This window comes from Halalkalicoccus paucihalophilus (assembly GCF_001593955.1).
In the GTDB taxonomy this organism is placed as follows: Archaea; Halobacteriota; Halobacteria; order Halobacteriales; family Halalkalicoccaceae; genus Halalkalicoccus; species Halalkalicoccus paucihalophilus.
In genome coordinates this window covers 470,021-492,125 of sequence record NZ_LTAZ01000005.1, presented here as the reverse complement: position 1 = coordinate 492,125, position 22,105 = coordinate 470,021, and the positions used below count along the sequence as shown (strand labels likewise).

Annotated in this window: 20 protein-coding genes; 17 read left to right on the top strand and 3 right to left on the bottom strand. The window is 63.5% G+C overall.

Going from position 1 to position 22,105, the window contains the following annotated elements; translation table 11 throughout:
* Positions 1 to 17 precede the first annotated feature (17 nt).
* The 16 genes from HAPAU_RS12045 (at position 18) to HAPAU_RS11970 (ending at position 17,502) form a co-directional block, all read left to right on the top strand.
* Positions 18 to 422: an NADH-quinone oxidoreductase subunit A gene (locus HAPAU_RS12045; protein WP_066382936.1), complete on the top strand. Its 405-nt coding sequence runs from the start codon at positions 18 to 20 to the stop codon at positions 420 to 422.
* A 41-nt stretch (positions 423 to 463) separates the two neighbouring features.
* Positions 464 to 1,120, top strand: a complete 657-nt coding sequence (locus tag HAPAU_RS12040) for an NADH-quinone oxidoreductase subunit B (RefSeq protein WP_368085887.1) — start codon at positions 464 to 466, stop codon at positions 1,118 to 1,120.
* The gene (locus tag HAPAU_RS12035; RefSeq protein ID WP_066382932.1) at positions 1,117 to 2,784 is read left to right on the top strand and encodes an NADH-quinone oxidoreductase subunit D; all 1,668 of its coding nucleotides are present in this window, start codon (positions 1,117 to 1,119) and stop codon (positions 2,782 to 2,784) included. The genes HAPAU_RS12040 and HAPAU_RS12035 overlap by 4 nt, the downstream gene beginning before the upstream one ends.
* Positions 2,785 to 3,852 (top strand): complex I subunit 1/NuoH family protein, encoded by a 1,068-nt coding sequence (locus HAPAU_RS12030; RefSeq protein WP_066382927.1) that lies wholly within the window; start codon positions 2,785 to 2,787, stop codon positions 3,850 to 3,852.
* Entirely contained in the window at positions 3,849 to 4,310 is a 462-nt protein-coding gene (locus HAPAU_RS12025) for a NuoI/complex I 23 kDa subunit family protein (RefSeq protein WP_066382926.1), read from the top strand. Before HAPAU_RS12030 ends, HAPAU_RS12025 begins: the two co-directional genes overlap by 4 nt.
* Positions 4,311 to 4,427: 117 nt before the next feature.
* Positions 4,428 to 4,736 (top strand): NADH-quinone oxidoreductase subunit J, encoded by a 309-nt coding sequence (locus HAPAU_RS12020; RefSeq protein ID WP_066382925.1) that lies wholly within the window; start codon positions 4,428 to 4,430, stop codon positions 4,734 to 4,736.
* Positions 4,726 to 5,067, top strand: a complete 342-nt coding sequence (locus tag HAPAU_RS12015) for an NADH dehydrogenase (RefSeq protein WP_066382920.1) — start codon at positions 4,726 to 4,728, stop codon at positions 5,065 to 5,067. Before HAPAU_RS12020 ends, HAPAU_RS12015 begins: the two co-directional genes overlap by 11 nt.
* A complete protein-coding gene (gene nuoK / locus HAPAU_RS12010; protein WP_066382918.1) occupies positions 5,068 to 5,391 on the top strand; it encodes an NADH-quinone oxidoreductase subunit NuoK in 324 nt (107 codons plus the stop codon). It begins immediately after the preceding gene.
* A gap of 4 nt (positions 5,392 to 5,395) precedes the next feature.
* Positions 5,396 to 7,396, top strand: coding sequence for an NADH-quinone oxidoreductase subunit L (nuoL, locus tag HAPAU_RS12005; RefSeq protein ID WP_066382917.1), 2,001 nt, complete (start codon positions 5,396 to 5,398; stop codon positions 7,394 to 7,396).
* Positions 7,397 to 8,929 (top strand): complex I subunit 4 family protein, encoded by a 1,533-nt coding sequence (locus HAPAU_RS12000; protein ID WP_066382916.1) that lies wholly within the window; start codon positions 7,397 to 7,399, stop codon positions 8,927 to 8,929.
* Positions 8,929 to 10,413: an NADH-quinone oxidoreductase subunit N gene (locus HAPAU_RS11995; RefSeq protein ID WP_066382915.1), complete on the top strand. Its 1,485-nt coding sequence runs from the start codon at positions 8,929 to 8,931 to the stop codon at positions 10,411 to 10,413. The genes HAPAU_RS12000 and HAPAU_RS11995 overlap by 1 nt, the downstream gene beginning before the upstream one ends.
* Before the next feature lie 121 nt (positions 10,414 to 10,534).
* Complete coding sequence (locus tag HAPAU_RS11990; protein ID WP_084383705.1) at positions 10,535 to 12,013, top strand: DHH family phosphoesterase; 1,479 nt, start codon at positions 10,535 to 10,537, stop codon at positions 12,011 to 12,013.
* Positions 12,014 to 12,056: 43 nt separating this feature from the next.
* Positions 12,057 to 12,854 (top strand): CBS pair associated ParBc domain-containing protein, encoded by a 798-nt coding sequence (locus HAPAU_RS11985; RefSeq protein WP_066382914.1) that lies wholly within the window; start codon positions 12,057 to 12,059, stop codon positions 12,852 to 12,854.
* 35 nt (positions 12,855 to 12,889) lie between these two features.
* Complete coding sequence (locus HAPAU_RS11980) at positions 12,890 to 14,215, top strand: MmgE/PrpD family protein (RefSeq protein WP_066382907.1); 1,326 nt, start codon at positions 12,890 to 12,892, stop codon at positions 14,213 to 14,215.
* A 73-nt stretch (positions 14,216 to 14,288) separates the two neighbouring features.
* Positions 14,289 to 15,488, top strand: a complete 1,200-nt coding sequence (locus tag HAPAU_RS11975; protein ID WP_066382905.1) for an acyl-CoA dehydrogenase family protein — start codon at positions 14,289 to 14,291, stop codon at positions 15,486 to 15,488.
* A 307-nt stretch (positions 15,489 to 15,795) separates the two neighbouring features.
* On the top strand, positions 15,796 to 17,502 hold the full coding sequence (locus tag HAPAU_RS11970; RefSeq protein WP_066383255.1) for an acyl-CoA mutase large subunit family protein: 1,707 nt from the start codon (positions 15,796 to 15,798) through the stop codon (positions 17,500 to 17,502).
* Positions 17,503 to 17,540: 38 nt separating this feature from the next.
* On the opposite strand, the gene HAPAU_RS11965 is transcribed toward HAPAU_RS11970, so the two are convergent.
* Positions 17,541 to 18,029, bottom strand: coding sequence for a hypothetical protein (locus HAPAU_RS11965; RefSeq protein WP_066382904.1), 489 nt, complete (start codon positions 18,027 to 18,029; stop codon positions 17,541 to 17,543).
* A 113-nt stretch (positions 18,030 to 18,142) separates the two neighbouring features.
* On the opposite strand from HAPAU_RS11965, the gene HAPAU_RS11960 reads away from it, so the two are divergent.
* Positions 18,143 to 19,753, top strand: coding sequence for a long-chain-fatty-acid--CoA ligase (locus HAPAU_RS11960; protein WP_066382903.1), 1,611 nt, complete (start codon positions 18,143 to 18,145; stop codon positions 19,751 to 19,753).
* 38 nt (positions 19,754 to 19,791) lie between these two features.
* Here the strand turns inward: HAPAU_RS11960 and HAPAU_RS11955 are convergent, their stop codons facing one another.
* Positions 19,792 to 20,052 carry a DUF7520 family protein gene (locus tag HAPAU_RS11955; protein ID WP_066382901.1) on the bottom strand — a complete coding sequence of 87 codons (261 nt, stop codon included), beginning with the start codon at positions 20,050 to 20,052 and terminating at the stop codon, positions 19,792 to 19,794.
* 232 nt (positions 20,053 to 20,284) lie between these two features.
* Positions 20,285 to 22,042, bottom strand: a complete 1,758-nt coding sequence (locus HAPAU_RS11950; protein ID WP_211263568.1) for a cbb3-type cytochrome c oxidase subunit I — start codon at positions 22,040 to 22,042, stop codon at positions 20,285 to 20,287.
* Positions 22,043 to 22,105: the final 63 nt, after the last annotated feature.

Here is a 22,105-nt window from a genome sequence, read left to right as displayed (position 1 = left end):
TACGGAGAACACGGTCTATGAACACATGGATAGCAGTCGGGGCACTGGCGCTCGTGGGGGTGTTGATCCCGCTCGGTATGATGGCGGTGTCAGCGCTGTTGCGGCCGACGGTCCCCGAACAAGGAAAACGGAGCATCTACGAGAGCGGTGAGATCCCGACGGGGACGACGCGCATCCGGTTCAACATCCAGTACTACATGGTCGCGTTGTTGTTTCTCGTCTTCGACATCGAGACTGTCTTCATCTTCCCCTGGACGGTCATCTACAGCGACGCCGTGGCGCAGGTCGGTCTGCTTCACGCGCTGGGTCCGATGTTGGTCTTCATCGCCGTTCTCGTCGCCGCGCTGATCTGGGCGTGGCGCAACGGTGCGGTACAGTGGATCAAGAGCCCGGAATCGAGCAAACGGAGCAGACTACAATGAGCGACACACCATCGGAGACGATCACAGGGAGCACCGACCCCATGTCCAAGACCCGCGAGGCACGCATGGGCGAGGTCGACAGCCGCTTCAACTCGCGGCTCCGCGAGGCGTTCGGCTCCTCGCCGTTCATCCTCACGAAGTTCGACCAGTTCATGAACTGGGTGCGCGGCTCCTCGATGTTCATGCTGCAGTTCGGGATCGCCTGCTGCAGCCTCGAGATGATGCACACCTACGCCGTGAAACACGACCTCGACCGCTTCGGATCGGGCGTCCCGCGGGCCTCGCCCCGACAGGCCGATACGATCATCATCCCCGGCACCATCGTCTCGAAGTTCGCCCCGCGGATGAAGCGCGTCTACGACCAGATGGCGGAACCCAAGTTCGTCGTGAACATGGGCTCGTGTGCCATCTCCGGCGGGCCGTTCCAGGAGGGCTACAACGTCATCAAGGGCGCCGAAGAGGTCATCCCCGTGGATATCCACGTCCCGGGCTGTCCGCCCCGTCCCGAGGCGCTGGTTTACGGCGTCGTCAAACTCCAAGAGCGTATCGCACAGGGCGAGTCCTCGCCGGTGACGGTCAAACCCTACGAACTCGAACAGTTCGGCGACTTGGAGCGGGACGAGCTGGTGGATAAACTGGCGAGTCAGATCGACACGGACGATCTGGTCATGCGGTACAACTGGGCTGATTCACCATGAGCTTAGAACGACCGAAACGACAGCAGTACGTCACCGAGGAGGGCGTCGACTACGACGCGATCGAGCGCCTGCTCGGCGAGCACGTCCTCGGTCGCGAGACGCACCTCAACGCCGAAGGGTTCGTTATTCGGCCCGACGAGGTTCAGGACGTCCTCTTCGCGCTGCGCGACGAGGCGGGGTTCGACCACCTCTCGGTGGTCACCGCCCAGGAGTACGCGGACAGGTACGAATCGATCTACCACCTGAAGAAGTACGACGATCCCACACAGGAGGTCAGCGTCGTCGTTCCCACGTCGAAGGACGACCCGGTCAGTCAGACCGCAGAACCGGTCTACCGGACCGCCGACTGGCACGAACGCGAGGCCTACGATCTGGTCGGTATCGAGTACGAGGGCCACCCCGATCCGCGGCGCATCCTGCTTCCGGAGACGTGGCAGGGTCACCCGCTCGCGCTCGATTACGATCAGGACCGTCCACAGATCGTCACGCTCGCCGAACACCAGAACCCGATCGCCGAGGACCACTACGATTCGGACACGGAGACGATGTTCCTCAACATCGGTCCCCACCACCCGGCGACCCACGGCGTGTTGCACCTGAAGACGGTGCTCGACGGCGAGCAGGTCGTCGACGTCGACCCGGACATCGGCTACCTCCATCGGTGTGAGGAGCAGATGGCACAGAACGGCACCTATCGCCACCAGATCATGCCGTATCCCGATCGCTGGGACTACGCGCCCGGCGGCCTGATGAACGAGTGGGGCTATGCGCGCGCCGCAGAAGACTTGGCGGACATCGACGTGCCCGAGTACGCCCAGGTCATCCGGACGATGGGCGCGGAGCTGTGTCGGATCTGTTCACACATGCTCGCGCTCGGGACCTTCTGTCTCGACATCTACGGGGACTTCACCGCGATCTTCATGTACGCGATGCGCGACCGCGAGAAGGTCCAAAACCTCCTCGAAGATCTGACGGGAAGCCGGATGATGTTCAACTACCTCCGGCTCGGCGGGGTGGCGTGGGACCTGCCCGAACCCCGCGAGGAGTTCTTCGAGAAGACGCGGGACTTCCTCGACGACTTACCGGAGGCGACCCAGGAGTACCACGACCTGATCACCTCCAACGAGATCTTCCAGATCCGAACCGTCGATACGGGCGTTCTCGATCCCGAGACGGCGAAACAGTACGGCGCGACCGGCCCCGTCGCACGCGCCTCTGGGATCGACTACGACCTCCGACGCGACGACCCCTATGGGTATTATCCCGAACTCGACTGGGACGTCGTCACCGAGGACGGGCGCGACAACTACGCACGCCTGCTCGTGCGGATGCGCGAGGTCGAACAGTCCGCGCGGATCATCGAACAGTGTATCGACCTGCTCGAGGACTGGCCCGAAGAGGACCGGGAGATCCAGTCGAACGTTCCCCGAACCCTGCGGCCGGACCCCGACACGGAGATCTACCGAGCGGTCGAGGCCGCGAAGGGCGAACTCGGGATCTACATCCGTGCGGACGGCACCGACAAACCCGCCCGGTTCAAGATTCGCAGTCCATGCTTCTCGAACCTGCATACGCTGCCCGAGATGTCCGAAGGCGAGTACGTCGCCGACCTGGTTGCCTCGCTCGGAAGCCTCGACATCATCCTCGGGGAGGTGGATCGCTGAATGGTCCTGCCCCTTCAGGAGGTGTTACTACCGGATCGGATCGCCGACCTCACCGGGCTGGGCCAATTCGGTGCGCTCGGTGAGTTCGTCGCCGCCTTCCTCGCGGCGTTCGTGATCGCCAACCTGATGCTCGCGATGAGCGGCGTCGCGGGCCCGTGGGCCAAACGGAAGATCACCGCCGCCTTCACTGACCGGATCGCGGTCAACCGGATCGGCCCCTTCGGACTGCTGATCATCCCTGCGGCGGCCGTCCAACTGCTCGCGAAGGAGTTGATCATCCCCGAGGGCGTCGACCGGCCGGCTTACGACCTCGCGCCGCTCGTGATCGCCTCTTCTGCGATGCTCGGCTTCGCGGTGATCCCGATGGGAAGCGGTATTCACTTGGCCGATCCCGAGACCGGCCTCGTGGTGGTGTTCGCGATCGCTTCGATCGCGTCGCTGGGACTGGCGACGGCGGGCTACGCCTCGAACAACAAGTACTCGATGCTCGGCGGGCTTCGCGCGGTCGCACAGAACGTCGCCTACGAGATCCCACTGATCGTCACCGCCGCGTCGGTGGTCATCTTCGCGGGCACGCTCCAGATGAGCGAGATCGTCGCCGTGCAGGCAGAACCACTGTTCTCGGTCGCCGGCGTCTCGATTCCGTCGTGGTACGCCTTCGTCAACCCCTTCGCGTTCGTGTTGTTCATGGCCGCGAACCTGGCCGAAGTGGGGCGAAACCCCTTCGACGTACCCGAGGCTCCCACGGAGATCGTTGCGGGGTATCAGACCGAGTACTCCTCGGTGTACTTCGTATTGATCTATCTCGGGGAGTTCCTCCACATCTTCCTCGGTGGTGCGATCGTCACGACGCTCTTTCTGGGCGGTCCCGCAGGCCCCGTTCTGCCGGGCATTGTCTGGTTCATCATCAAGATCTGGGCGATCTTCCTGTTCACTCAGTGGGCGCGCTCTGCGCTTCCGCGGGTGCGGATCGACCAACTGATCGAGATCGGTTGGAAGGGGATGCTCGTGCTCTCCTTCGCAAACCTGGTTCTCACGGCCATCATCGTGGGGGTGTTTATCGCATGATCGGACTAATGAAATCGATGGCAACGACAATGAAACACGCGCTCGACGGCAACACGTTCACTGTCGAGTATCCCGAAACCGCACCCGAAGTCTCCCCGCGGTTCCGGGGCGTCCACAAGTTCAGCCAGGAGCGCTGTATCTGGTGTCGCCAGTGCGAGAACGTCTGTCCGAACGACACGATCCAGATCGTGATGGACGACCAGCGAAACGGCGAGCAGTACAACCTCCACATCGGGCAGTGTATCTACTGCCGGCTGTGTGAGGAGGTCTGCCCCGTCGACGCCATCCTGCTGACCCAGAACTTCGAGTTCACGGGCGATACGAAGGACGACCTCGTGTACAACAAAGAACAGCTCGGAAACGTTCCGTGGTACAAGGACATCGACCCGCTCGAATCCCGCGAGCCCGATCGCGGCGCGTGGATCGGCGAGGGCGAGGGCGAAGTCGACTACCAGTAGCTCGACTGATTTTTGCCCCGTCAGAGCGGCAATCAGCGACCGGCATCGACGCGAAAATCCGTACGCGTCACGTCAATCTCGAAATCTTCAAAGGGCGTGCGACTGAGTGTTGAACTAATGGTACTAGAGACAGCGGCGTTTGTGCTGTTTGCGGGGGTGACACTCGCGAGCAGTCTCGGCGTCGTCCTCGTCAGGGACGTGTGGCATGCCGCGCTCCTGCTCGGGGTGGCACTCCTCAGCGTCGCGATCCACTACGTGACGCTGCAGGCCGAGTTCCTCGCGGCGGTGCAGGTCCTCGTCTACGTCGGCGGGGTGCTCATCCTGATCACGTTCGCCGTGATGCTGACCCACGACGAGACCGCAGAGGCCGACCCCGGCGCACAGGGGATGGGACCGACTGACACGGAGGCCAGCAATGCCGACTAAGCCCGAACTCAGGCTCGGCAGTCACTTGGCTCCCGGACTGGCAGCGGTCGCGCTCTTCTGTGTTCTCGCGTTCGTCTTCGTGACCTCGTCGTTTTCCGCCCCGCAGGGCTTTCCCGACGGGGCGAACATCACCGCCAGCATCGGCTATGCGATGTTCAACATTGGCGCCGGTGACGTACCCGCCGAGGGATTCATCGTCGCCTTCTTCGCGATCGCGATCGTGCTCGACGCCGCCCTCGACGGCGCGGTGATGCTCGCAAAGCGCGATGAGAGGGAGGGGGACGGGACGCTCGTCCCCGAACGCGGCGGCTTCGAGGGAGGTGAGGAGTAGATGCTCGCGCCCACACAGCTACTCGTGCCGGTCGAGTGGTACCTCGTCCTCTCGGCGGGCGTGTTCTGTATCGGCCTGTTCGGCGTGCTGACGCGCCGCAACGCGCTAATGTTCCTCATTAGCGTCGAACTCATGCTCAACGCAGCGAACATCAACTTCGTCGCCTTCTCGCTGCAGTGGGGCAACCTGACCGGACAGACCTTCGCGCTGTTCGTGATGGCGCTTGCCGCCGCGGAGGTCGCGATCGGGATCGGGATCATCCTCGTCCTCTATCGCAACTTCCGTGGCATCGACGTGACCGAGGCGACGACGATGAGGTGGTAACGAGATGGCATTCGAATACGCACCGTTGATCGCACTGCTCCCGCTCGCGTCGTTCGTTATCGCGCTCGTCGCGGGCGAGTACCTCCCCAAAAAGGGCGGCCTCGTCGGTATGGCTGCCACGGGCGGTTCGTTACTGCTCTCGATCTGGGCGATGCTCCGGGTCGCGAGCGGCGGGTTCTACGACGAGACGCTCTATACGTGGGTCGCCGGCGTCGGCGAGGGAACGCTCTCGCTCTCGTTCGGCCTGCTTTTGGACCCCCTCTCGACGATGATGCTCGTTATCGTCTCGTTGATCGCATTCCTCGTCCACATGTTCAGCCTCGGCTACATGAACGACGAGGGCGAGACCGGCCTGCCCCGCTATTACGCCGGGCTCGGGCTGTTTACCTTCAGCATGCTTTCGTTCGTCTTCGCGGACAACCTGCTGATGGCCTTCATGTTCTTCGAGCTCGTCGGTCTCTGTTCGTTCCTGCTGATCGGCTTCTGGTTCCGCGAGGACGCCCCGCCGAGCGCTGCCAAAAAGGCGTTTCTGGTCACCCGCTTCGGTGATTACTTCTTCCTGATCGGCGTCGTCGGGATCCTCGCGACGTTCGGCACCGCGCAGTTCGCCGGCGAGGGGGCATTCCCCCAACTGGCCGAGGAGGCCATCGTCGGCGGGGAGACGCTCTTCGGCTTCCCCGCGGGGACATGGGTCACGATCCTCGGGCTGCTGGTGCTTGGCGGCGTGATCGGTAAATCCGCCCAGTTCCCGCTTCACACCTGGCTGCCCGACGCGATGGAGGGCCCGACGCCCGTCTCGGCGCTGATCCACGCGGCGACGATGGTTGCGGCCGGCGTCTATCTGGTCGCCCGAATGTACGGCTTCTACGCACTCAGCCCGACCGCGATGGCCATCATCGCCTTTATTGGTGGCTTCACGGCGCTGTTTGCGGCGTCGATGGGCGTCGTCAAGGACGACATCAAGCAGGTGCTCGCCTACTCGACGATCTCCCAGTACGGTTATATGATGCTCGGGCTGGGCGTCGCGGGCTACGTCGCGGCGACCTTCCACCTGATGACCCACGCCTTCTTCAAGGCGCTGCTCTTCTTGGGGGCGGGTGCGGTCATCATCGCGATGCACCACGAACAGAACATGTGGAACATGGGCGGGCTCAAGGACGAGATGCCCGTGACGTACTACTCGTTCCTCGCGGGCTCGCTCGCGCTCGCGGGCATCCTGCCCTTCTCGGGCTTCTGGAGCAAGGACGAGATCCTCTACGAGGCGCTGATCGCCGGCCTCGAGAACCCGGTGTTGCTCGCGGCCTACGCGATGGGGCTGCTCGCGGTGTTCTTCACCGGCTTCTATACGTTCCGAATGGTGATCCTCACCTTCCACGGCGAACCCAGAAGCGACCACGCCGAACACCCGGTTCCGCTGGGTTGGAACACGAAGATCCCGCTCGCGGTACTCGGGATCCTCGCGACGGTCGCCGGGTTCGTCAACATGGTGCCGGTCGCCGAACTCACGGGTGCGGACATCACGTACCTCTCACACTGGCTCGACAGCGGTCCCGAGCAACTCGCCTACTCGACGTATACGGCCACCGCAGAGGAGTTCGCACACATCCACCACGCCGAGTTGACGCCGCTGATTCCCGGTGCGATCGCACTGGTCCTCGCGCTCGCGGGGGCCGGCACCGCGGTCGCGCTCTACCGTGGTCCCCATCCGGTGGCTCACACCGACAAGCTCGGCGGCGCGAAGGACGTGCTGGTCGCGAACTACTACCAGGACGAGTACCAGGTCTGGCTCGCCGAAGGCCTGACACAGCGCGTCGCCCGTGGCGCGGACACGTTCGATCAGGGCGTCGTCGACGGCGTCGTCAACGGCATCAGCAGCGTGAGCCTGCTCGGCAGCGGTCGGGTCCGTAGGCTCCAGAGCGGCGTCGTCACCAACTACGCCGCGTTGATCACGACGGCGCTTGTCGTCCTGCTCGTGGCCTTTGGCATCTACGGAGGTTGGTTCTGAATGTTGATCGAGACACTCATCGCGGTAACGTTCGTCGCGGCGCTCGTCGTCTTCCTCACGCCGGAAGCCTACGCCCCACAGGTCGCCTTCGCACTGAGCCTGCTCCCGTTCGTGGGCAGTCTCTTCCTGTGGACGCGCTTCGACGCGAGCGGGAACGCCCTGCTCGAAGGGAGCACCGTCGCGTTCGAAACCCAAGCCCAGTGGATCGCCCTCGATCCCTACGCGATCAACTGGCACGTCGGCCTCGACGGCGTGAGCTTCCCGCTGTTGGTGCTCACGACCGTCCTCGTTCCGCTCGCGATCATGAGCGCGTGGACGCCGATTCAGGAGCGTATCTCGCAGTTCTACGGGCTGATCCTCTTCATGGAGGCGAGCCTCATCGGCGTCTTCTCGACGCTCGATTTCTTCGTCTGGTTCGTCTTCTGGGAGGCCGTTCTGATCCCGATGTACCTGTTGATCGGCGTCTGGGGCGGGCCGAGGAGGAAGTACGCCGCGATCAAGTTCTTCGTCTACACGAACGTCGCCTCGCTGGTGATGTTCATCGGCTTCATCGCGCTGGTGTTCGGGCTCGGCGACTCGGTGAACTCCTTCGACATGCCCGCGATCACGCAGGCGCTTCACGACGGTCAGCTCTCCGGATTCGCGGGTCTCGGTCCCGACATGCTGGCGCTGGTCTCTTTCATCGCGATCTTCTTCGGATTCGCGGTCAAGGTGCCGATCTTCCCGGTCCACACGTGGCTTCCGGACGCCCACGTCGAGGCCCCCACGCCCGTTTCGGTGCTGCTTGCGGGCGTCCTCCTGAAGATGGGGACCTACGCCCTGCTTCGGTTCAACTTCACGATGCTGTACGACGTCGCGGCGACGCTCGCCGTGCCGATCGCGGTGCTTGGCGTCTTCAGTGTCATCTACGGTGCGATGCTCGCGCTGGCCCAACAGGACCTCAAGCGGATCGTCGCGTACTCCTCGATCTCCTCGATGGGCTACGTCATCCTCGGGTTGGTCGCGTTTACCGTCTACGGGATCGGCGGCGCGACCTTCCAGATGGTCGCCCACGGGCTGATCTCGGGGCTGATGTTCATGGTCGTCGGCGTGATCTACAACGCCACCCACACCCGGATGGTCGGGGACATTTCGGGGATCGCCGATAGAATGCCGATCACCGCCGGGATCTTCGTCGCGGCGGCCTTCGGCTACATGGGTCTGCCGCTGATGGCCGGCTTCGCCGGGGAGTTCCTGATCTTCCTCGGGGCGTTCCAGTCGACGGTCCTCCCGGGCGCACCGCTGTTTACGGCGATCGCGATGTTCGGTATCGTGATCGTCGCGGGCTACCTGCTGTTTGCGATGCAGCGCACGCTGTTCGGGGCGTATCGCCTCGAAACCGACTACGAGATCACGCGCGCACCGCTGCACGACGTCGTGCCGCTGTTCGTGCTGATCGCACTGATCATCCTGCTGGGCGTTGATCCCGACATCTTTTTCACCATGATACAGGACGCGGTTGATCCGCTCGTCGAACTCGGAGGTGGTCTCTGATGGTGACCGACGCCTCCACGTGGATCGCGCTCGCACCGGTCGTCGTACTGGCGGTGACGTCGTTCGTGCTGTTCCTCGCGGACAGCATCAAGCCGGGCGAGACGAACAACGCATTGCTCGCGGGCCTCTCGCTCGCGGGTATCCTCGGTGCGCTCGCCGTTTCGGTCTGGTACTTCTTTACAGGAGTCGGCCGACCTGAGGGGCTGAGCCTGCTCGCCGATCAGGTGGTTGTCGACGGTATGAGCCTCTTTTTCACGTTCGTCGTCGCGAGCGTGGCCGCGCTCGTCGTCCTCGGCAGTTACGACTATCTCCACGACCACCCGCACAAGGGCGAGTTCTACTCGTTGATCGTGCTCGCGACCACAGGAATGGCGCTGATGGCCAACGCGAACAGCCTCGTCGTCGCGTTCGTCGCCATCGAACTCTCGAGCCTCTCTTCCTTCGCGCTGGTCGCGTCCCTGAAGCACAACCGCGGCAGCATCGAAGCGGGACTGAAGTACTTCCTGATCGGCGCGCTCTCGTCGGCGATCCTCGTCTACGGGATCAGCCTCGTCTACGCGGTCACCGGATCGCTCCAGCTCGACGCGGTCGCCGCGGGCGTCGCAGAGACCGACAATATCGGAATCCTCGGGATCGGCGTGCTGATGCTGGTCGGCGGAGTCGCCTACAAGACCGCCTCCGTGCCGTTTCACTTCTGGGCGCCGGAGGCCTACGAAGGCGCGCCCGCGCCCGTCAGTGCCTTCCTCTCCTCGGCGTCGAAGGCCGCCGGCTTCGTCATTGCCTTTCGCGTGTTCATCGAGGGGTTCCCCCTCGAGACGGTCGTCGGACTGGGGATCGACTGGGTACTGATCTTCCAGGTGCTCGCGGTCGTGACGATGATCGTGGGCAACTTCGCCGCCGCGATGCAGGAGAACGTCAAACGCATGCTCGCGTACTCCTCGGTCGGCCACGCCGGCTACGTGCTGATCGGGCTGGCGGCGCTGGGCGGCGGTAACGACGTCGCGGTGATGGGCGCGGCGATGATGCACCTGCTGGTCTACGGCTTCATGAACACCGGCGCGTTCCTCTTCGTCGCGCTCGCCGAGTACCGCGGCGTCGGGCGGACCTTCGAGGACTACAACGGCCTGTGGCACCGAGCCCCGATCGCCTGCGCGGCGATGACGGTCTTCCTCTTCAGCCTCGCCGGACTCCCGATCGGCGGCGGATTCCTCTCGAAGTACGCCCTGTTCACGGCGGCGATCGGTGCGGGCTACTGGTGGCTCGCGGCGGTCGGCGCGCTCGCGAGCGCGCTGTCGCTGTTTTACTACTCACGGCTGGTCAAGGCGATCCTGATCGAGGACCCGGTTCGGGAATTCGACGTCTCGCGCCAGCCCGTCGGGCTGTACGTGGCGATCGTCGCCGCGGCGATCATGACGATCGCGCTGTTGCCGGCGTTTCCGGTCGTCGACCTCGCACAGGCAGCCGCGAGCACCCTGCTCGCGTAATCGGCTCGTTTCGGCTGCCCACGAGCGGGTGTATCGTAGCCGACCACTTCGGCCCGTTCGAGGGATTTCTATTCACCGAGACGGTAGGTTTTAGCGCGTCGATGGGCTACGGCGTACTGTTATGGTCTCTCGACTGCTCCTCGGGTGCGGTGCCGGGACCGTCGGCCACGCACTGGTCGAACGCGCCCGGGAGCAGGGTGGGACGGTCCACGTCGTCACGCTGGATCCCGAACAGCGCGAGTTCCCGCAGCGCGACGTGACGATGACGGCCGCCGATCCGGCCGATCGCGCGGTCCTCGCGGGAATCGGAGGACCCGTCACGAGCGTCTTCATCGGGACGGACTCGCCCCAACGGAACATCGCCATCGCACGGGCGGCACACGAGGTCTTCGACTCGGTTCCTATCGTCGCCTACACCGGTGACGAGCCGACCGAGGCCGACAGGGAGACGCTCGCAGGGCTGGTCGAGACGGTCCTCGATCCGACGACCGCCTTCCACGAGTACACCGCCGAGTCCATCGTCGCCGAGGCCCCGGAGCGTGCGCGTCACCTGCGATCGCTCCTCGTGCGGGTCGAGGGCGAACTCGGGGTGATGCTTCACGACAACCCCGATCCCGACGCGATCGCGAGCGGGATCGCCCTCGCGACGCTCGCACGATCCGTCGGTATCGAGGCCAACGCGTACTACTTCGGGGACATCACCCACCAGGAGAACCGTGCGCTGGTCAACGTCCTTGGGCTCGATAGCGACCTCATCGAACTCGACGACCCGGCCGAAACCGAGCCACTCGATGCGATCGCGCTGGTCGATCACTCCTTGCCCGGCGTCAACGATCAGCTTCCCGAGGACACCCCGATAGACGTCGTGATCGACCATCATCCCTCGCCGGGACCGGTCGAAGCCCACCATCTCGACGTCAGATACGACATCGGCTCGACGAGCACGATGCTCGTCGAATACTTCGACGCACTGGAGGTCGAGATGGACGAGGAACTGGCGACTGCACTCCTCTTCGGGATCCGTACCGATACCAACGATTTCTCGCGGGGCGTCTCTCGGCTGGATTTCGAGGCGGCAACGACGCTGCAGCCCCACGTCGATATCGACGTCCTCGAGCAGATCGAACGGCCCACGATCAGTCCGGAGACCTTCGATACCCTCGCGCGTGCGATCAGCAACAGCCGCGTTCGAGACGGTATCTGTACGACCTGTATCGGCACCCTTCGTGATCGCGACGCCCTCGCACAGGCGGCTGATCACCTCCTGAACATGGAGGGAGTCGTCGCGACGCTCATCTACGGCTTCGTCGACGGAACTATTTATATCTCCGCCAGAGCGCGCGGAACGGACCTCGACATCGGCGGGATGTTGCGCGACGCGTTCGACCAGATCGGGAGCGCGGGCGGTCACGCGGGGATGGCCGGCGCGCAGATCCCGCTCGGCTTTCTCGGCGAGGAGATCGAGGACGACGAGGAACTGTTGACCGAGATCATCCGTGAGGTGATCGACGAGCGCTTTTTCGAGGCGATTTCGGTCCGCGACGAGCCGGAGCCACGGCCTCCGATCGGTTCGAACGACTGGCAGCCGGAGGCGAACTAACGGGTAGCGTGAGGTTTTTGCGACCCGCTACCGTCTGGCAGTTATGAACGCAGGCGTCACGGACGGAAAACCACGTGTCAACGAGTATATGACCCGCGACGTGGCGACGGTTTCGCCGGATACGACCGTCGGCGAGGTGGCCGCCCGCATCGCCGAAAGCGACGAACACAGCGGCTTTCCCGTTTGTGATGGCCGGCGCGTCGAGGGGTTCATCAGTGCACGCGATCTGCTGTTGGCGGACGACGAGGAACCGCTGTTCAAGGTGATGAGTACGGATCTCGTCGTCGCCCATCCTCAGATGAAGGTCACCGACGCCGCCCGGGTCATCCTCCGGTCGGGGATCCAGAAACTCCCGGTCGTCGACGACGCGGGCAACTTGGTAGGAATCATCTCGAACGCCGACGTGATCCGCAGTCAGATCGAACGCGCCACCCCCGAGAAGGTCGGGAAACTGATCCGCACCCTCGAAAGCATCCACGACATCTCCGTCGGCGAGGAACGCCGAACGATCTCGCTTTCGAACCTCGTTCCCACACAGGGAAAGGTGTATGCCGACGAACTCGAAGGGCGGCGATACGAACTCGAACACGGACTCGCAGAACCGCTCGTCGTGATCGACGTCGACGGCCGTCTCCTGCTGGCCGATGGACACCATCGCGCTATGGCCGCCGATACACTCGACATCGAGGAGATGGACGCCTACGTGATCGTCATCGACGAGGAGATCGAACTCGGGATGGAACGGACCGCCTGCAAGGAGGGACTCTCGTCGATCTCGGACATCACGGTGGTCGATTACGCGCGCCACCCGCTCGTCGAGACGACGAAACGCCTCCAGTAACCCCGTTTTATGACCGAACCGCCCGAGAGACCGGTATGGCTACGACACCCCCCGCAGTCGAATCGCGTCTGACGGCGATCGTCACGGATCTCGATTCGGAAGCCATCGGCGAACCGACGACGAAAGCCGTCGAGCGGGCGTTCGTCGACACGGTCGGCGTGACACTCGCGAGTTTCTCGACCGAGGTAGGCAGATCCGTCTCACGGTGGCTCCCCGACGGCGGATTGGTGGCGCTCGCCGGACGAGCGGACCCGGAACACGCCCTCGCGCTGGGGGCGGCGGGCCACGCGCTCGATTACGACGACCTCTCGTGGGCGATCGACGGCCACCCGAGCGTGGTGCTCGTCCCGCCGATCCTCGCGCTCGTGGGCGAGACGGACGCGAGCGGCCGGGAGGCCATCGCCGCCTACGTCGCAGGGTTCGAGGTTATGAGCACGGTGGCCGCGCCGATCAGTCCCGACCACTACGAAACGGGGTGGCACGCGACGGCCACCTTCGGGGCGTTCGGCGCGGCCGCGGTCGCGGCGTGGCTTCTCGATCTCGCTCCCGAGGAGACGAGAAACGCACTCTGTATCGCCGCCTCGACGCCCGCGGGGCTGAAACGCAACTTCGGCTCGATGACCAAGCCGATGCATGCCGGTTTCGCCGCCCGTTCGGGGCTCACCGCCGCACTGCTCGCGAGCGACGGGGTAACTGCCGACGCCGAGGCGATCGGTGGCGAGGGGGGCTTTCTCGACCTGTATGGCCGGCCACACGAAGTCGAACCGTCCGAAGGGTGGTACATCGACGAGCGTGGTATCCACACCAAGGCCTACCCGTGTTGCTACTTCACTCATACGGCGATCGCCGCGACCCAGTCGCTCGCGGCCCAACACGGGATCAGCCCGACGGAAGTCGAGGCGATCACCGTCGAAGCCTCACGGGGGGCGGCCGACGCGCTCGCCCATTCGGATCCGGAGACGGGACTGGAGGCGAAGTTCTCGATGGAGTACGCCGTTGCGAGCGCGCTCGCGCGCGATCGGGTGGATCTGGCGACCTTCGAGGAGCCGGCGCTGTCGGATCCGGCCGTCCAGCGCCTTCGCGAGCGCGTCACGTTCCGGGTCGAACCAGACCTCGCATACGACGATCACACTGCGACCGTCCGCATCGAGAGCTCCGCGGGATCGGTCGAACGCCGACAGGAGAACCCGCCGGGCACGCACGAGGATCCGCTCTCGGAGTCCCGCCGGCGGGCGAAGTTCCTCGACTGTGCGACCCGGACGCTCGAACGCGAGCGTGCCGAACGGCTCTACGACGACCTCGGCGGGTTCGCCGAAGCGGGCTCGATAGCCACGTTGCTCGACGTCTCCGAGGCGCTCTGAACGCCCGGCGTCGAAAATCGGCACGATCGACGCCATCCCGTAGGCGTATAGTTATGTAGCGGCTATTCGAGCTATGATCCAGCGTGACACGGTAGAGCTGTCGGACCAACAGCGCCTCGTTCGGGACTCGATCCGCGAGATCTGTGCGGACTTCAACGAGGCCTACTGGCGCGAGCGCGATAGAAACGGCGAGTATCCATACGAGTTCGCCGACGCGCTCGCCGAGCACGGCTGGTTCGGCGCGTTGATCCCAGAGGAGTACGGCGGGGCGGGGATGGGCACGCCGGAGACGGTCGTGATGATGGAGGAGATCGCCGCGAGCGGCGGGGGGTTCAGTGCCGCCCAGTCGGTCCACGGCGGGATCTACAACTCCGTCTCGCTCGTCGAGTACGGGAGCGAGGACCTGAAGAACGACCTCCTGCCGAAGGTCGCAAGCGGCGAGGTTTCGATACAGGCGTTCGGTCTTACCGAACCGAACGCGGGTTCCGACTCGACGGCCATCGAGACCCGCGCGCGAAAGGAGGGAGAGGAGTACGTGATCGACGGCCAGAAGATCTGGACCTCGCGGGTGGACGCGAGCGACTACCTCGTGTTAATGGCCCGGACCACGCCGAGAGAGGACGTCGAAAAGCGCACGCGGGGGATCTCGATGTTCCTCGTCGACATCGACGAGGCGCTCTCGAACGGAGCACTCGAGATCGAGCCGATCGAGAAGACCGCGAGCAACGCCGTCCACTCGTATGAATGCTGGTTCGAGGGACTTCGCGTCCCCGAGGACCGCCTCATCGGCGAGGAGGGCCGCGGGTTCTACCAGATGCTCGACGGGCTCAACGAGGAGCGGCTCGTGATCGCCGCCGAGTGTGTGGGGCTGGGCGAGGCGGCACTCGACGCGGGCGTCGCTTACGCGAATCAGCGCGAGGTATTCGGCCGGTCGATCGGGACGAATCAGGCGATCCAACACCCGCTGGCAGCGGCCTATGCCCGGGTGCAGGCCGCAAAGGCCGTGGTCTACAACGGCGCCGACGCCGCGGCTTCCGAATCCGGGGTGGACCTCGGCGCGCGCGCAAACGTCGCGAAGTACCTCGCGAGCGAGGCGGCCTTCGAGGCGGCCGACGCGGCCGTCCAGACCCACGGTGGGTTCGGAATCGCCCGCGAGTACGACGTCGAACGGTACTTCCGGGAGGCACGACTCACGCGGCTCGTGCCGATCACCCAACAGCTCGCACTCAACTTCCTCGGGGAGAACGTCCTCGGGATGGAGCGGTCGTACTGAGCTACTTCGTGGTGGCGACGACGCGCTCGCCTTCGGTCGACGAGCCCCGCGAGTCGTCCTCTTCTTTCTCCATCCGATCGAGCTGAATGCAGTTCAGACAGGGCACGGTACGAGCGGTTCACCACAGTGTTGACAGCACCAGTCGGGATAGCGGACCATTAGTTATTACATCAAATTTGATATGTACTGTATAATTATATATATATATATATATATATATATATATTTCTAGTAATTTACTCGATGGTAATAACTCCGATTGCGTCGCCCGGAATTCTTAATGGACGTCCCGGCAAAAACACGCGGTATGTACAACGACGAGGAGCTTTCGGACATCCGCGAACAGAAGCGACGCTGGGAGGACGGCACTCTCGAACCAGTACTCGACCGTCATGGCGAGCGAAAGGAGAGGTTTGCGACCGTCTCGAACCTCGAGGTCGACCGGCTCTACACGCCTACAGATATCTCCGATCTGAACTACGGCGAGGACCTCGGGTTTCCGGGCAAGGAGCCGTACACTCGGGGGGTGTATCCGACCATGTATCGCGGTCGGACGTGGACGATGCGCCAGTTTGCAGGCTTTGGCACCGCGGAGGAGACCAACGAACGTTTTCACTACCTGACCGACGAGGGCCAAACAGGATTATCGGTCGCCTTCGATATGCCCAGCCTAATGGGCAAGGACTCGGACGATCCCCTCTCGGAGGGCGAAGTCGGCAAGGAGGGCGTCGCCGTCGACACCCTGCGGGACATGGAGGTCCTGTTCGACGGGATCGACATCGGGGAGGTCTCGACCTCGTTTACGATCAATCCCAGCGCCGCCGTGATCTACGCGATGTACGTCGCTCTCGCGGACCAACAGGGAGTCCCCCGAGAGGAGGTGAGAGGAACGCTACAGAACGACATGCTGAAGGAGTTCATCGCCCAGAAGGAGTGGGTCGTCCCCCCGGAGCCGTCCCTCAGAATCGTGACCGACACCATCGAGTTCGCGGTCGAGGAGACCCCGAACTTCAAACCCGTCTCGATCTCGGGCTACCACATCCGCGAGGCGGGTTCGACGGCGGTCCAGGAGCTCGCGTTCACCCTCGCGGACGGCTTTGCCTACGTCGAAGACTGTCTCGAGCGCGGACTCGATATCGACGACTTCGCCCCTCAACTGTCCTTTTTCTTCAACTCGCACAACTCGATCTTCGAGGAGGTCGCGAAATACCGCGCGGGCCGGCGGATCTACGCCACCGTCATGGACGAGTGGTACGGCGCGCAAGACCCCCGTTCGAAACAGATGAAGTTCCACACGCAGACGGCCGGCCAGAGCCTGACGGCCCAACAACCCCTGAACAACGTCGTCCGCGTGACGATTCAGGCGCTTGCGGGCGTCTTCGGCGGGACCCAGTCGCTCCACACCAACTCCTTCGACGAGGCGCTTGCGCTCCCCTCGGAGGAGGCAGTCCGGGTCGCGCTCAGGACCCAGCAAATCATCGCCGAGGAGTCCGGTGCGGCCGACATCGTCGACCCCCTCGGCGGGAGTTTCGCCGTCGAGGCGCTCACCGACGAGACCGAACGCCGGACGATGGAGTATCTGGAGGAGATCCGCGAGATGGGCGACGGATCGGTACGTGATGGTGTCCTCCGAGGGATTTCCGAGGGGTACTTCCACCGCGAGATCCAGGATGCCTCCTACGAGTACCAAGAGCGCGTCGAAGCGGGCGAGGAGGTCGTCGTCGGCGTTAACAGATACACCCTTGAGGAGGACACCAGCCCCGACGTGCTGCACGTCGACGAGCAAGCCGCCTACGACCACCAGACGGAACGATTAAAGGCGGTCAAATCGGAGCGCGACGACGAGGCCGTCGAGGCGCACCTCGATTCGCTCCAGCGAGCGATTCAGGACGGTGAGAACGTCATGCCCCACATCGTCGACGCCGTCAAAGCCTACGCGACGATGGGTGAGATCATGGACGTCTTCGAGACCGAACACGGTCGGTATCAGGAGACCGTCGGGTTGGCACGATAGGGCCTGACGGCCGGTTTCGTCCGCTTTTCTTTTGATGGTTACGCTCTGTCGTCCTCGAAACCGTTCGACGTCGCGGCTTCGAGGACCGTTCTCTCCTCGAAGTAAGCCGGCGCGCCCCGCTGGGCCTCGAACTCGACGATTCGTTCCATCGCTTCCCGTCCGTCGTCTACGTCGGAACGCAGTTCTTCCGCGAGGTCGTCGTAGCCACCTGCGAGGTCCCGAAACGCATCTATTCGGGCCTGTTTGGCCTCGAGAACTGCCTGTTCCCGCTCGATTTCCTCCTCCATCTCTTCGACCGCCGCGACATCGATCGAGTCGTCGTTCGGACCGGCGGCCGACTGTGGTGTCGCACTCTTGGCCCCGTCGAGACGCGTGCGGACTTCCGCCGTTCTCTCGGTGATTCCCTCGAGTAGTTCGTCGGCCTCAGATCCCATCGTCTCGACGGATCCCCGGAGGAGCCTTGACTGGGTCCGGCAGTACTCGATGAACTCACCGACCGACGGTATTAATCCCTTTTCGGCTGTCATACCCATTTTTAGTGTGGCCGACCGAAATCGTTTGGGTCCCACTGCCACTGTCGGAATCGGTTCGCTCCGGACGAAAACGTATATCACGATTTGTGATAAACGTCCGGAGAGGCATGCACAAGCCACTGCTGACGACCGACTTTCTCGACCGGGCACGCACCCACTACGGCGATCAGGAGGCCGTCGTGGCCACCACGGGCGAGCGATTTACCTATGGGGAACTGGGCGAGCGCGTGGATCTGCTCTCGGCGGCGCTCGAAGAACGGGGGATCGAAAAGGGTGATCGGGTGGCGGTGCTGGATCCGAACACCCACTACCACCTCGAAGCCGCCTACGCGATCATGCAGTTGGGCGCGATCCACACGCCGCTCAACTACCGGCTGGTCCCCGACGACTTCGAGTACATTCTGAACGACGCGGGCGTGAAAGCGATCATCGCGGACCACGAACACGCCGAGAAGATCGACCCCGTCCGCAAGTCAGTACCCACCGAACTCTACATCTCGAACGACGCGAGCGCCACCGAGGGCGACTGGGAGGACTTCGAGGAACTCCTCGACTCCTCGGACGGCGACTACGACCGCCCCGAGATGACCGAGGACGAGGTCATCACCATCAACTACACCTCGGGAACCACGGGTGACCCGAAGGGTGTCTGTCGGACCCATCGGGCGGAGACGCTTCACGCCTATCTCATCAGCATCCATCAGGAGATCCGTGACGACGATGTCTATCTCTGGACCCTGCCGATGTTCCACGTCAACGGCTGGGGCCACATCTACGCGATCACGGGGATGGGCGCAAAGCACGTCTGCACCCGTGGAATCGACGCCGAGTGGATCCTCAAGACCGTTCGAGACGAAGGCGTCTCGTATCTCTGTGCCGCCCCGACCGTTCTCAATATGCTGATCGAGCGCTACGAGGAAACGGGCGAGGACACCACTGGTTCGAACCCCGTCCGAGCGGCCACCGCGGGCGCGGCACCGCCGGAAGCGACCATTCGCGCCATCGAGGACGACTTCGGCTGGTACCTGAAACACGTCTACGGCGCGACCGAGACCGGCCCGCTGATCACGACCTCCGATGCCAGACGGCTCTTACCTGAGGGTGCCGAACGCTTCTCGATCAAGAAGCGCCAGGGGATCGGCTATCTGGGCACCGAGATCCGCGTCGTCGACGAGGACGGCGAGGACGTCCCACGGGACAACGGGACGATCGGCGAGATCGTCGTCCGGGGCAATCAGGTGATGGACGGCTACTGGGAGAAGCCCGAGGAGACCGAAGAGGCCTTTTCCGATCGAATCGAGGGGTACTACCACACCGGAGATCTGGCCGTGATCGACGAGCACGGCATGATCTCGATCCAAGACCGAAAAAAGGACATCATCATCTCGGGCGGCGAGAACATCTCGAGCATCGAACTCGAGGACACCCTCTTCGAGCACCCCGCCGTGGCCGACGCCGCGGTGATTCCCGCACCGAGTGAAAAGTGGGGCGAGACGCCGAAGGCCTTTCTCGTCCCCGCGAACGGCGATCCCGATGAGCCCGGGACGAGCGCCGAGGAGATCACCGAATTCACCCGCGAGCACCTGGCTGGCTACAAGGTCGTCCACGAGATCGAGTTCGTCGAGGAACTCCCTACTACTGCTACCGGCAAGATCCAGAAGTTCGAACTCCGCCAGAAGGAGTGGAACGAGGAGGACCGAATGGTGGGCGAGGGATAATCGAGACGCGTTCGGCCCCGTTTCTACGGCCCGCGACTTCACTCCACGCGGGCGACGTAGCGTATCGCGAGCAGGAACACGCCGAGCAGAAGCGCGATCGTCACCGAACCGTAGACCGCAAAGCCGAGCGGCGTCGGTGGGATCGCGATCACGCCTAGGAGCATGATCGATTGAAGGTCCTCGATGATACTTCCGAGGATGTATCCCATGACACCGGCGAACGCGACGAGACTGACGTAGATCGTGATGACGACCCGTCGACCGGACACCCGTGATCCGGCGGTAGCAGATTCGCTCACGGCGAGGGTTCGGCGGGCGAAACGATGAGGCTTTCCCTCCGCCGATCCGACTAGAACTATGCTCGATAGGGAGCTCACCGAAAAGGAGCTACTGGCGCTCGTTCTCGGCGGTATCGCCGTTTTGATGGCGACCACTGCGTTCTTCATCGTTATAACGGGATAGCAACGACGTAGTCGCAGTCGCGGTTCCGTTCCCGTCAGCGACCATGCCGATCCGAATCGCCGCTCGAATTCACTCGCGTTCGCCGCCGTCGGCCATCGCCGTCTCGTCGTCCGAAGGCTCGCCACCGTCGGCCAGCCGCGTTTCGAGTTTCTGCTCGAACCACGTCCACTCCTGTGTGACCAGACCGTCCTCTTTCAGGTTCCACGGGTCGCCGTCCTCGACGCGGGGACCTTCGAGCCACGACTGGCCGATGTTCCAGAGGAAGACGACGCCGCCGATGAAGATGAGGAACGCGCCGATGGTCGTGACCTGATGGAGGGTCGCGTACTGAGGCAGGTACTCGGCGTAGCGCCGGGGCATGCCGCCGTAACCCAGCAGGATCATCGCGAAGAACGTCACGTTCGTCCCGATAAACGAGAGCCAGAAGTGAATCAGTCCGAGCGAACGCTGGTACATCCGGCCCGTGACGAGCGGGAACCAGTAGTAAACGCCCGCGAAGAGCGCAAAGCCGATCGCGCCCATCACGATGTAGTGGAAGTGCCCGACCACGTAGTAGGTGGCGTGTAACACCGCATCGACGGGGATCGACGCGAGGAACACGCCGGTGACACCGCCGATGATGAAGTTCGAGACGAAGCCGATACAGAACAGCATCGGCACCGTCAATCTGAGACGGCCGGACCACAGCGTGGTGGTCCAGTTGAAGACCTTCACCGCGCTCGGGATCGCGATCGCGAGCGAGACGGCCATGAACGCCGAACGGATCCGCGGGTCGATACCGGTGGTGAACATGTGGTGGGCCCACACCCCAAAGGAGAGCACGCCGATCGCCAGCGTGGAGTAGACGACGAACTTGAACCCGAACAGTTTCCGGCCGGCAAACCGGGGCAGGATCAGACTGACCAGCCCCATCGGCGGCAATACGAGGATGTACACCTCGGGGTGGCCGAAGAACCAAAAGAGGTGCTGATAGAGGATGTACCCCCCGCCATCCGTCGTGAAGAACGTCGTCCCCAGATTACGGTCGAGCAACAGCATGAGGAGGACGCTTCCGAGCAGCGGGAAGGCAAACAGGATCAGCCCCGACTGGGTGAGCATCGTCCACGAGAAGATGTCGAGTCGCTCCCAGCCGACATCGGGCGCGCGCTCGGTGAATATGGTCGCGATGAAGTTGATCGCACCCAGCGTGGCGCTGATCCCCGAGAGGTGCAGTCCGAGCAACATGAAGTCGATCCCGAGCGCGCTCTGATTGACCGATAGCGGCGGGTACATCGTCCAGCCCGTCTGGGCGGGTTCGATACCGAGTGACATCAGGACGAACGGGCTCCAGATCAGCGTTCCGGCGACCGGAAGCAGCCAGAACGCGATGGCGTTGATCCGGGGAAACGCCATGTCGTCCGCGCCGATTAAAAGTGGAATGACGTAGTTCCCGAACGCCGCGATCATCGGCGTCCCGAACAGGAACAGCATCGTGATCCCGTGGCTCGTCATCAGCGCGTTGTAGGTCGTCGGTTCCATGAGGACCTGCTCGGGGGTGAACAGCTCGGTCCGCATGAGCGCGACCGTCGCCCCACCCCACATGAGCGCGAACGTCCCGAAGATCCCGTAGAGGATGCCGATGTCCTTGTGATCGACCGTGGTGAGCCAGCGGACGAGCCCGCCGGGTTTCTCCTGTGTTTCGTATGCGGTATCGTCGACCGCACGCCCACCCCCACTGGCGAGCGGCGTGTATGAGCGCCAGTCCTCGATGCGGGCGATCCAGCCTGCGACGATCAGCAGGAGGAGCCCCATCAGGACGGTCAAGGCTATCTGCCCGTCTATCTGCATGCTCGACTCTCAGTAACGGAGCGTAATGAAAGGTGAGGTTCCGCCCGTGCGCGAAAATCGGTC

What these genes read in the sequence shown, in the direction of transcription:
- HAPAU_RS12045 (WP_066382936.1), top strand. Translation starts at nt 18, where the DNA reads ATGAACACATGGATAGCAGTCGGGGCACTGGCGCTCGTGGGGGTGTTG.
- HAPAU_RS12040 (WP_368085887.1), top strand. Translation starts at nt 464, where the DNA reads ATGTCCAAGACCCGCGAGGCACGCATGGGCGAGGTCGACAGCCGCTTC.
- HAPAU_RS12035 (WP_066382932.1), top strand. Translation starts at nt 1,117, where the DNA reads ATGAGCTTAGAACGACCGAAACGACAGCAGTACGTCACCGAGGAGGGC.
- HAPAU_RS12030 (WP_066382927.1), top strand. Translation starts at nt 2,785, where the DNA reads ATGGTCCTGCCCCTTCAGGAGGTGTTACTACCGGATCGGATCGCCGAC.
- HAPAU_RS12025 (WP_066382926.1), top strand. Translation starts at nt 3,849, where the DNA reads ATGATCGGACTAATGAAATCGATGGCAACGACAATGAAACACGCGCTC.
- HAPAU_RS12020 (WP_066382925.1), top strand. Translation starts at nt 4,428, where the DNA reads ATGGTACTAGAGACAGCGGCGTTTGTGCTGTTTGCGGGGGTGACACTC.
- HAPAU_RS12015 (WP_066382920.1), top strand. Translation starts at nt 4,726, where the DNA reads ATGCCGACTAAGCCCGAACTCAGGCTCGGCAGTCACTTGGCTCCCGGA.
- nuoK (WP_066382918.1), top strand. Translation starts at nt 5,068, where the DNA reads ATGCTCGCGCCCACACAGCTACTCGTGCCGGTCGAGTGGTACCTCGTC.
- nuoL (WP_066382917.1), top strand. Translation starts at nt 5,396, where the DNA reads ATGGCATTCGAATACGCACCGTTGATCGCACTGCTCCCGCTCGCGTCG.
- HAPAU_RS12000 (WP_066382916.1), top strand. Translation starts at nt 7,397, where the DNA reads ATGTTGATCGAGACACTCATCGCGGTAACGTTCGTCGCGGCGCTCGTC.
- HAPAU_RS11995 (WP_066382915.1), top strand. Translation starts at nt 8,929, where the DNA reads ATGGTGACCGACGCCTCCACGTGGATCGCGCTCGCACCGGTCGTCGTA.
- HAPAU_RS11990 (WP_084383705.1), top strand. Translation starts at nt 10,535, where the DNA reads ATGGTCTCTCGACTGCTCCTCGGGTGCGGTGCCGGGACCGTCGGCCAC.
- HAPAU_RS11985 (WP_066382914.1), top strand. Translation starts at nt 12,057, where the DNA reads ATGAACGCAGGCGTCACGGACGGAAAACCACGTGTCAACGAGTATATG.
- HAPAU_RS11980 (WP_066382907.1), top strand. Translation starts at nt 12,890, where the DNA reads ATGGCTACGACACCCCCCGCAGTCGAATCGCGTCTGACGGCGATCGTC.
- HAPAU_RS11975 (WP_066382905.1), top strand. Translation starts at nt 14,289, where the DNA reads ATGATCCAGCGTGACACGGTAGAGCTGTCGGACCAACAGCGCCTCGTT.
- HAPAU_RS11970 (WP_066383255.1), top strand. Translation starts at nt 15,796, where the DNA reads ATGTACAACGACGAGGAGCTTTCGGACATCCGCGAACAGAAGCGACGC.
- HAPAU_RS11965 (WP_066382904.1), bottom strand. Translation starts at nt 18,029, where the DNA reads ATGACAGCCGAAAAGGGATTAATACCGTCGGTCGGTGAGTTCATCGAG.
- HAPAU_RS11960 (WP_066382903.1), top strand. Translation starts at nt 18,143, where the DNA reads ATGCACAAGCCACTGCTGACGACCGACTTTCTCGACCGGGCACGCACC.
- HAPAU_RS11950 (WP_211263568.1), bottom strand. Translation starts at nt 22,042, where the DNA reads ATGCAGATAGACGGGCAGATAGCCTTGACCGTCCTGATGGGGCTCCTC.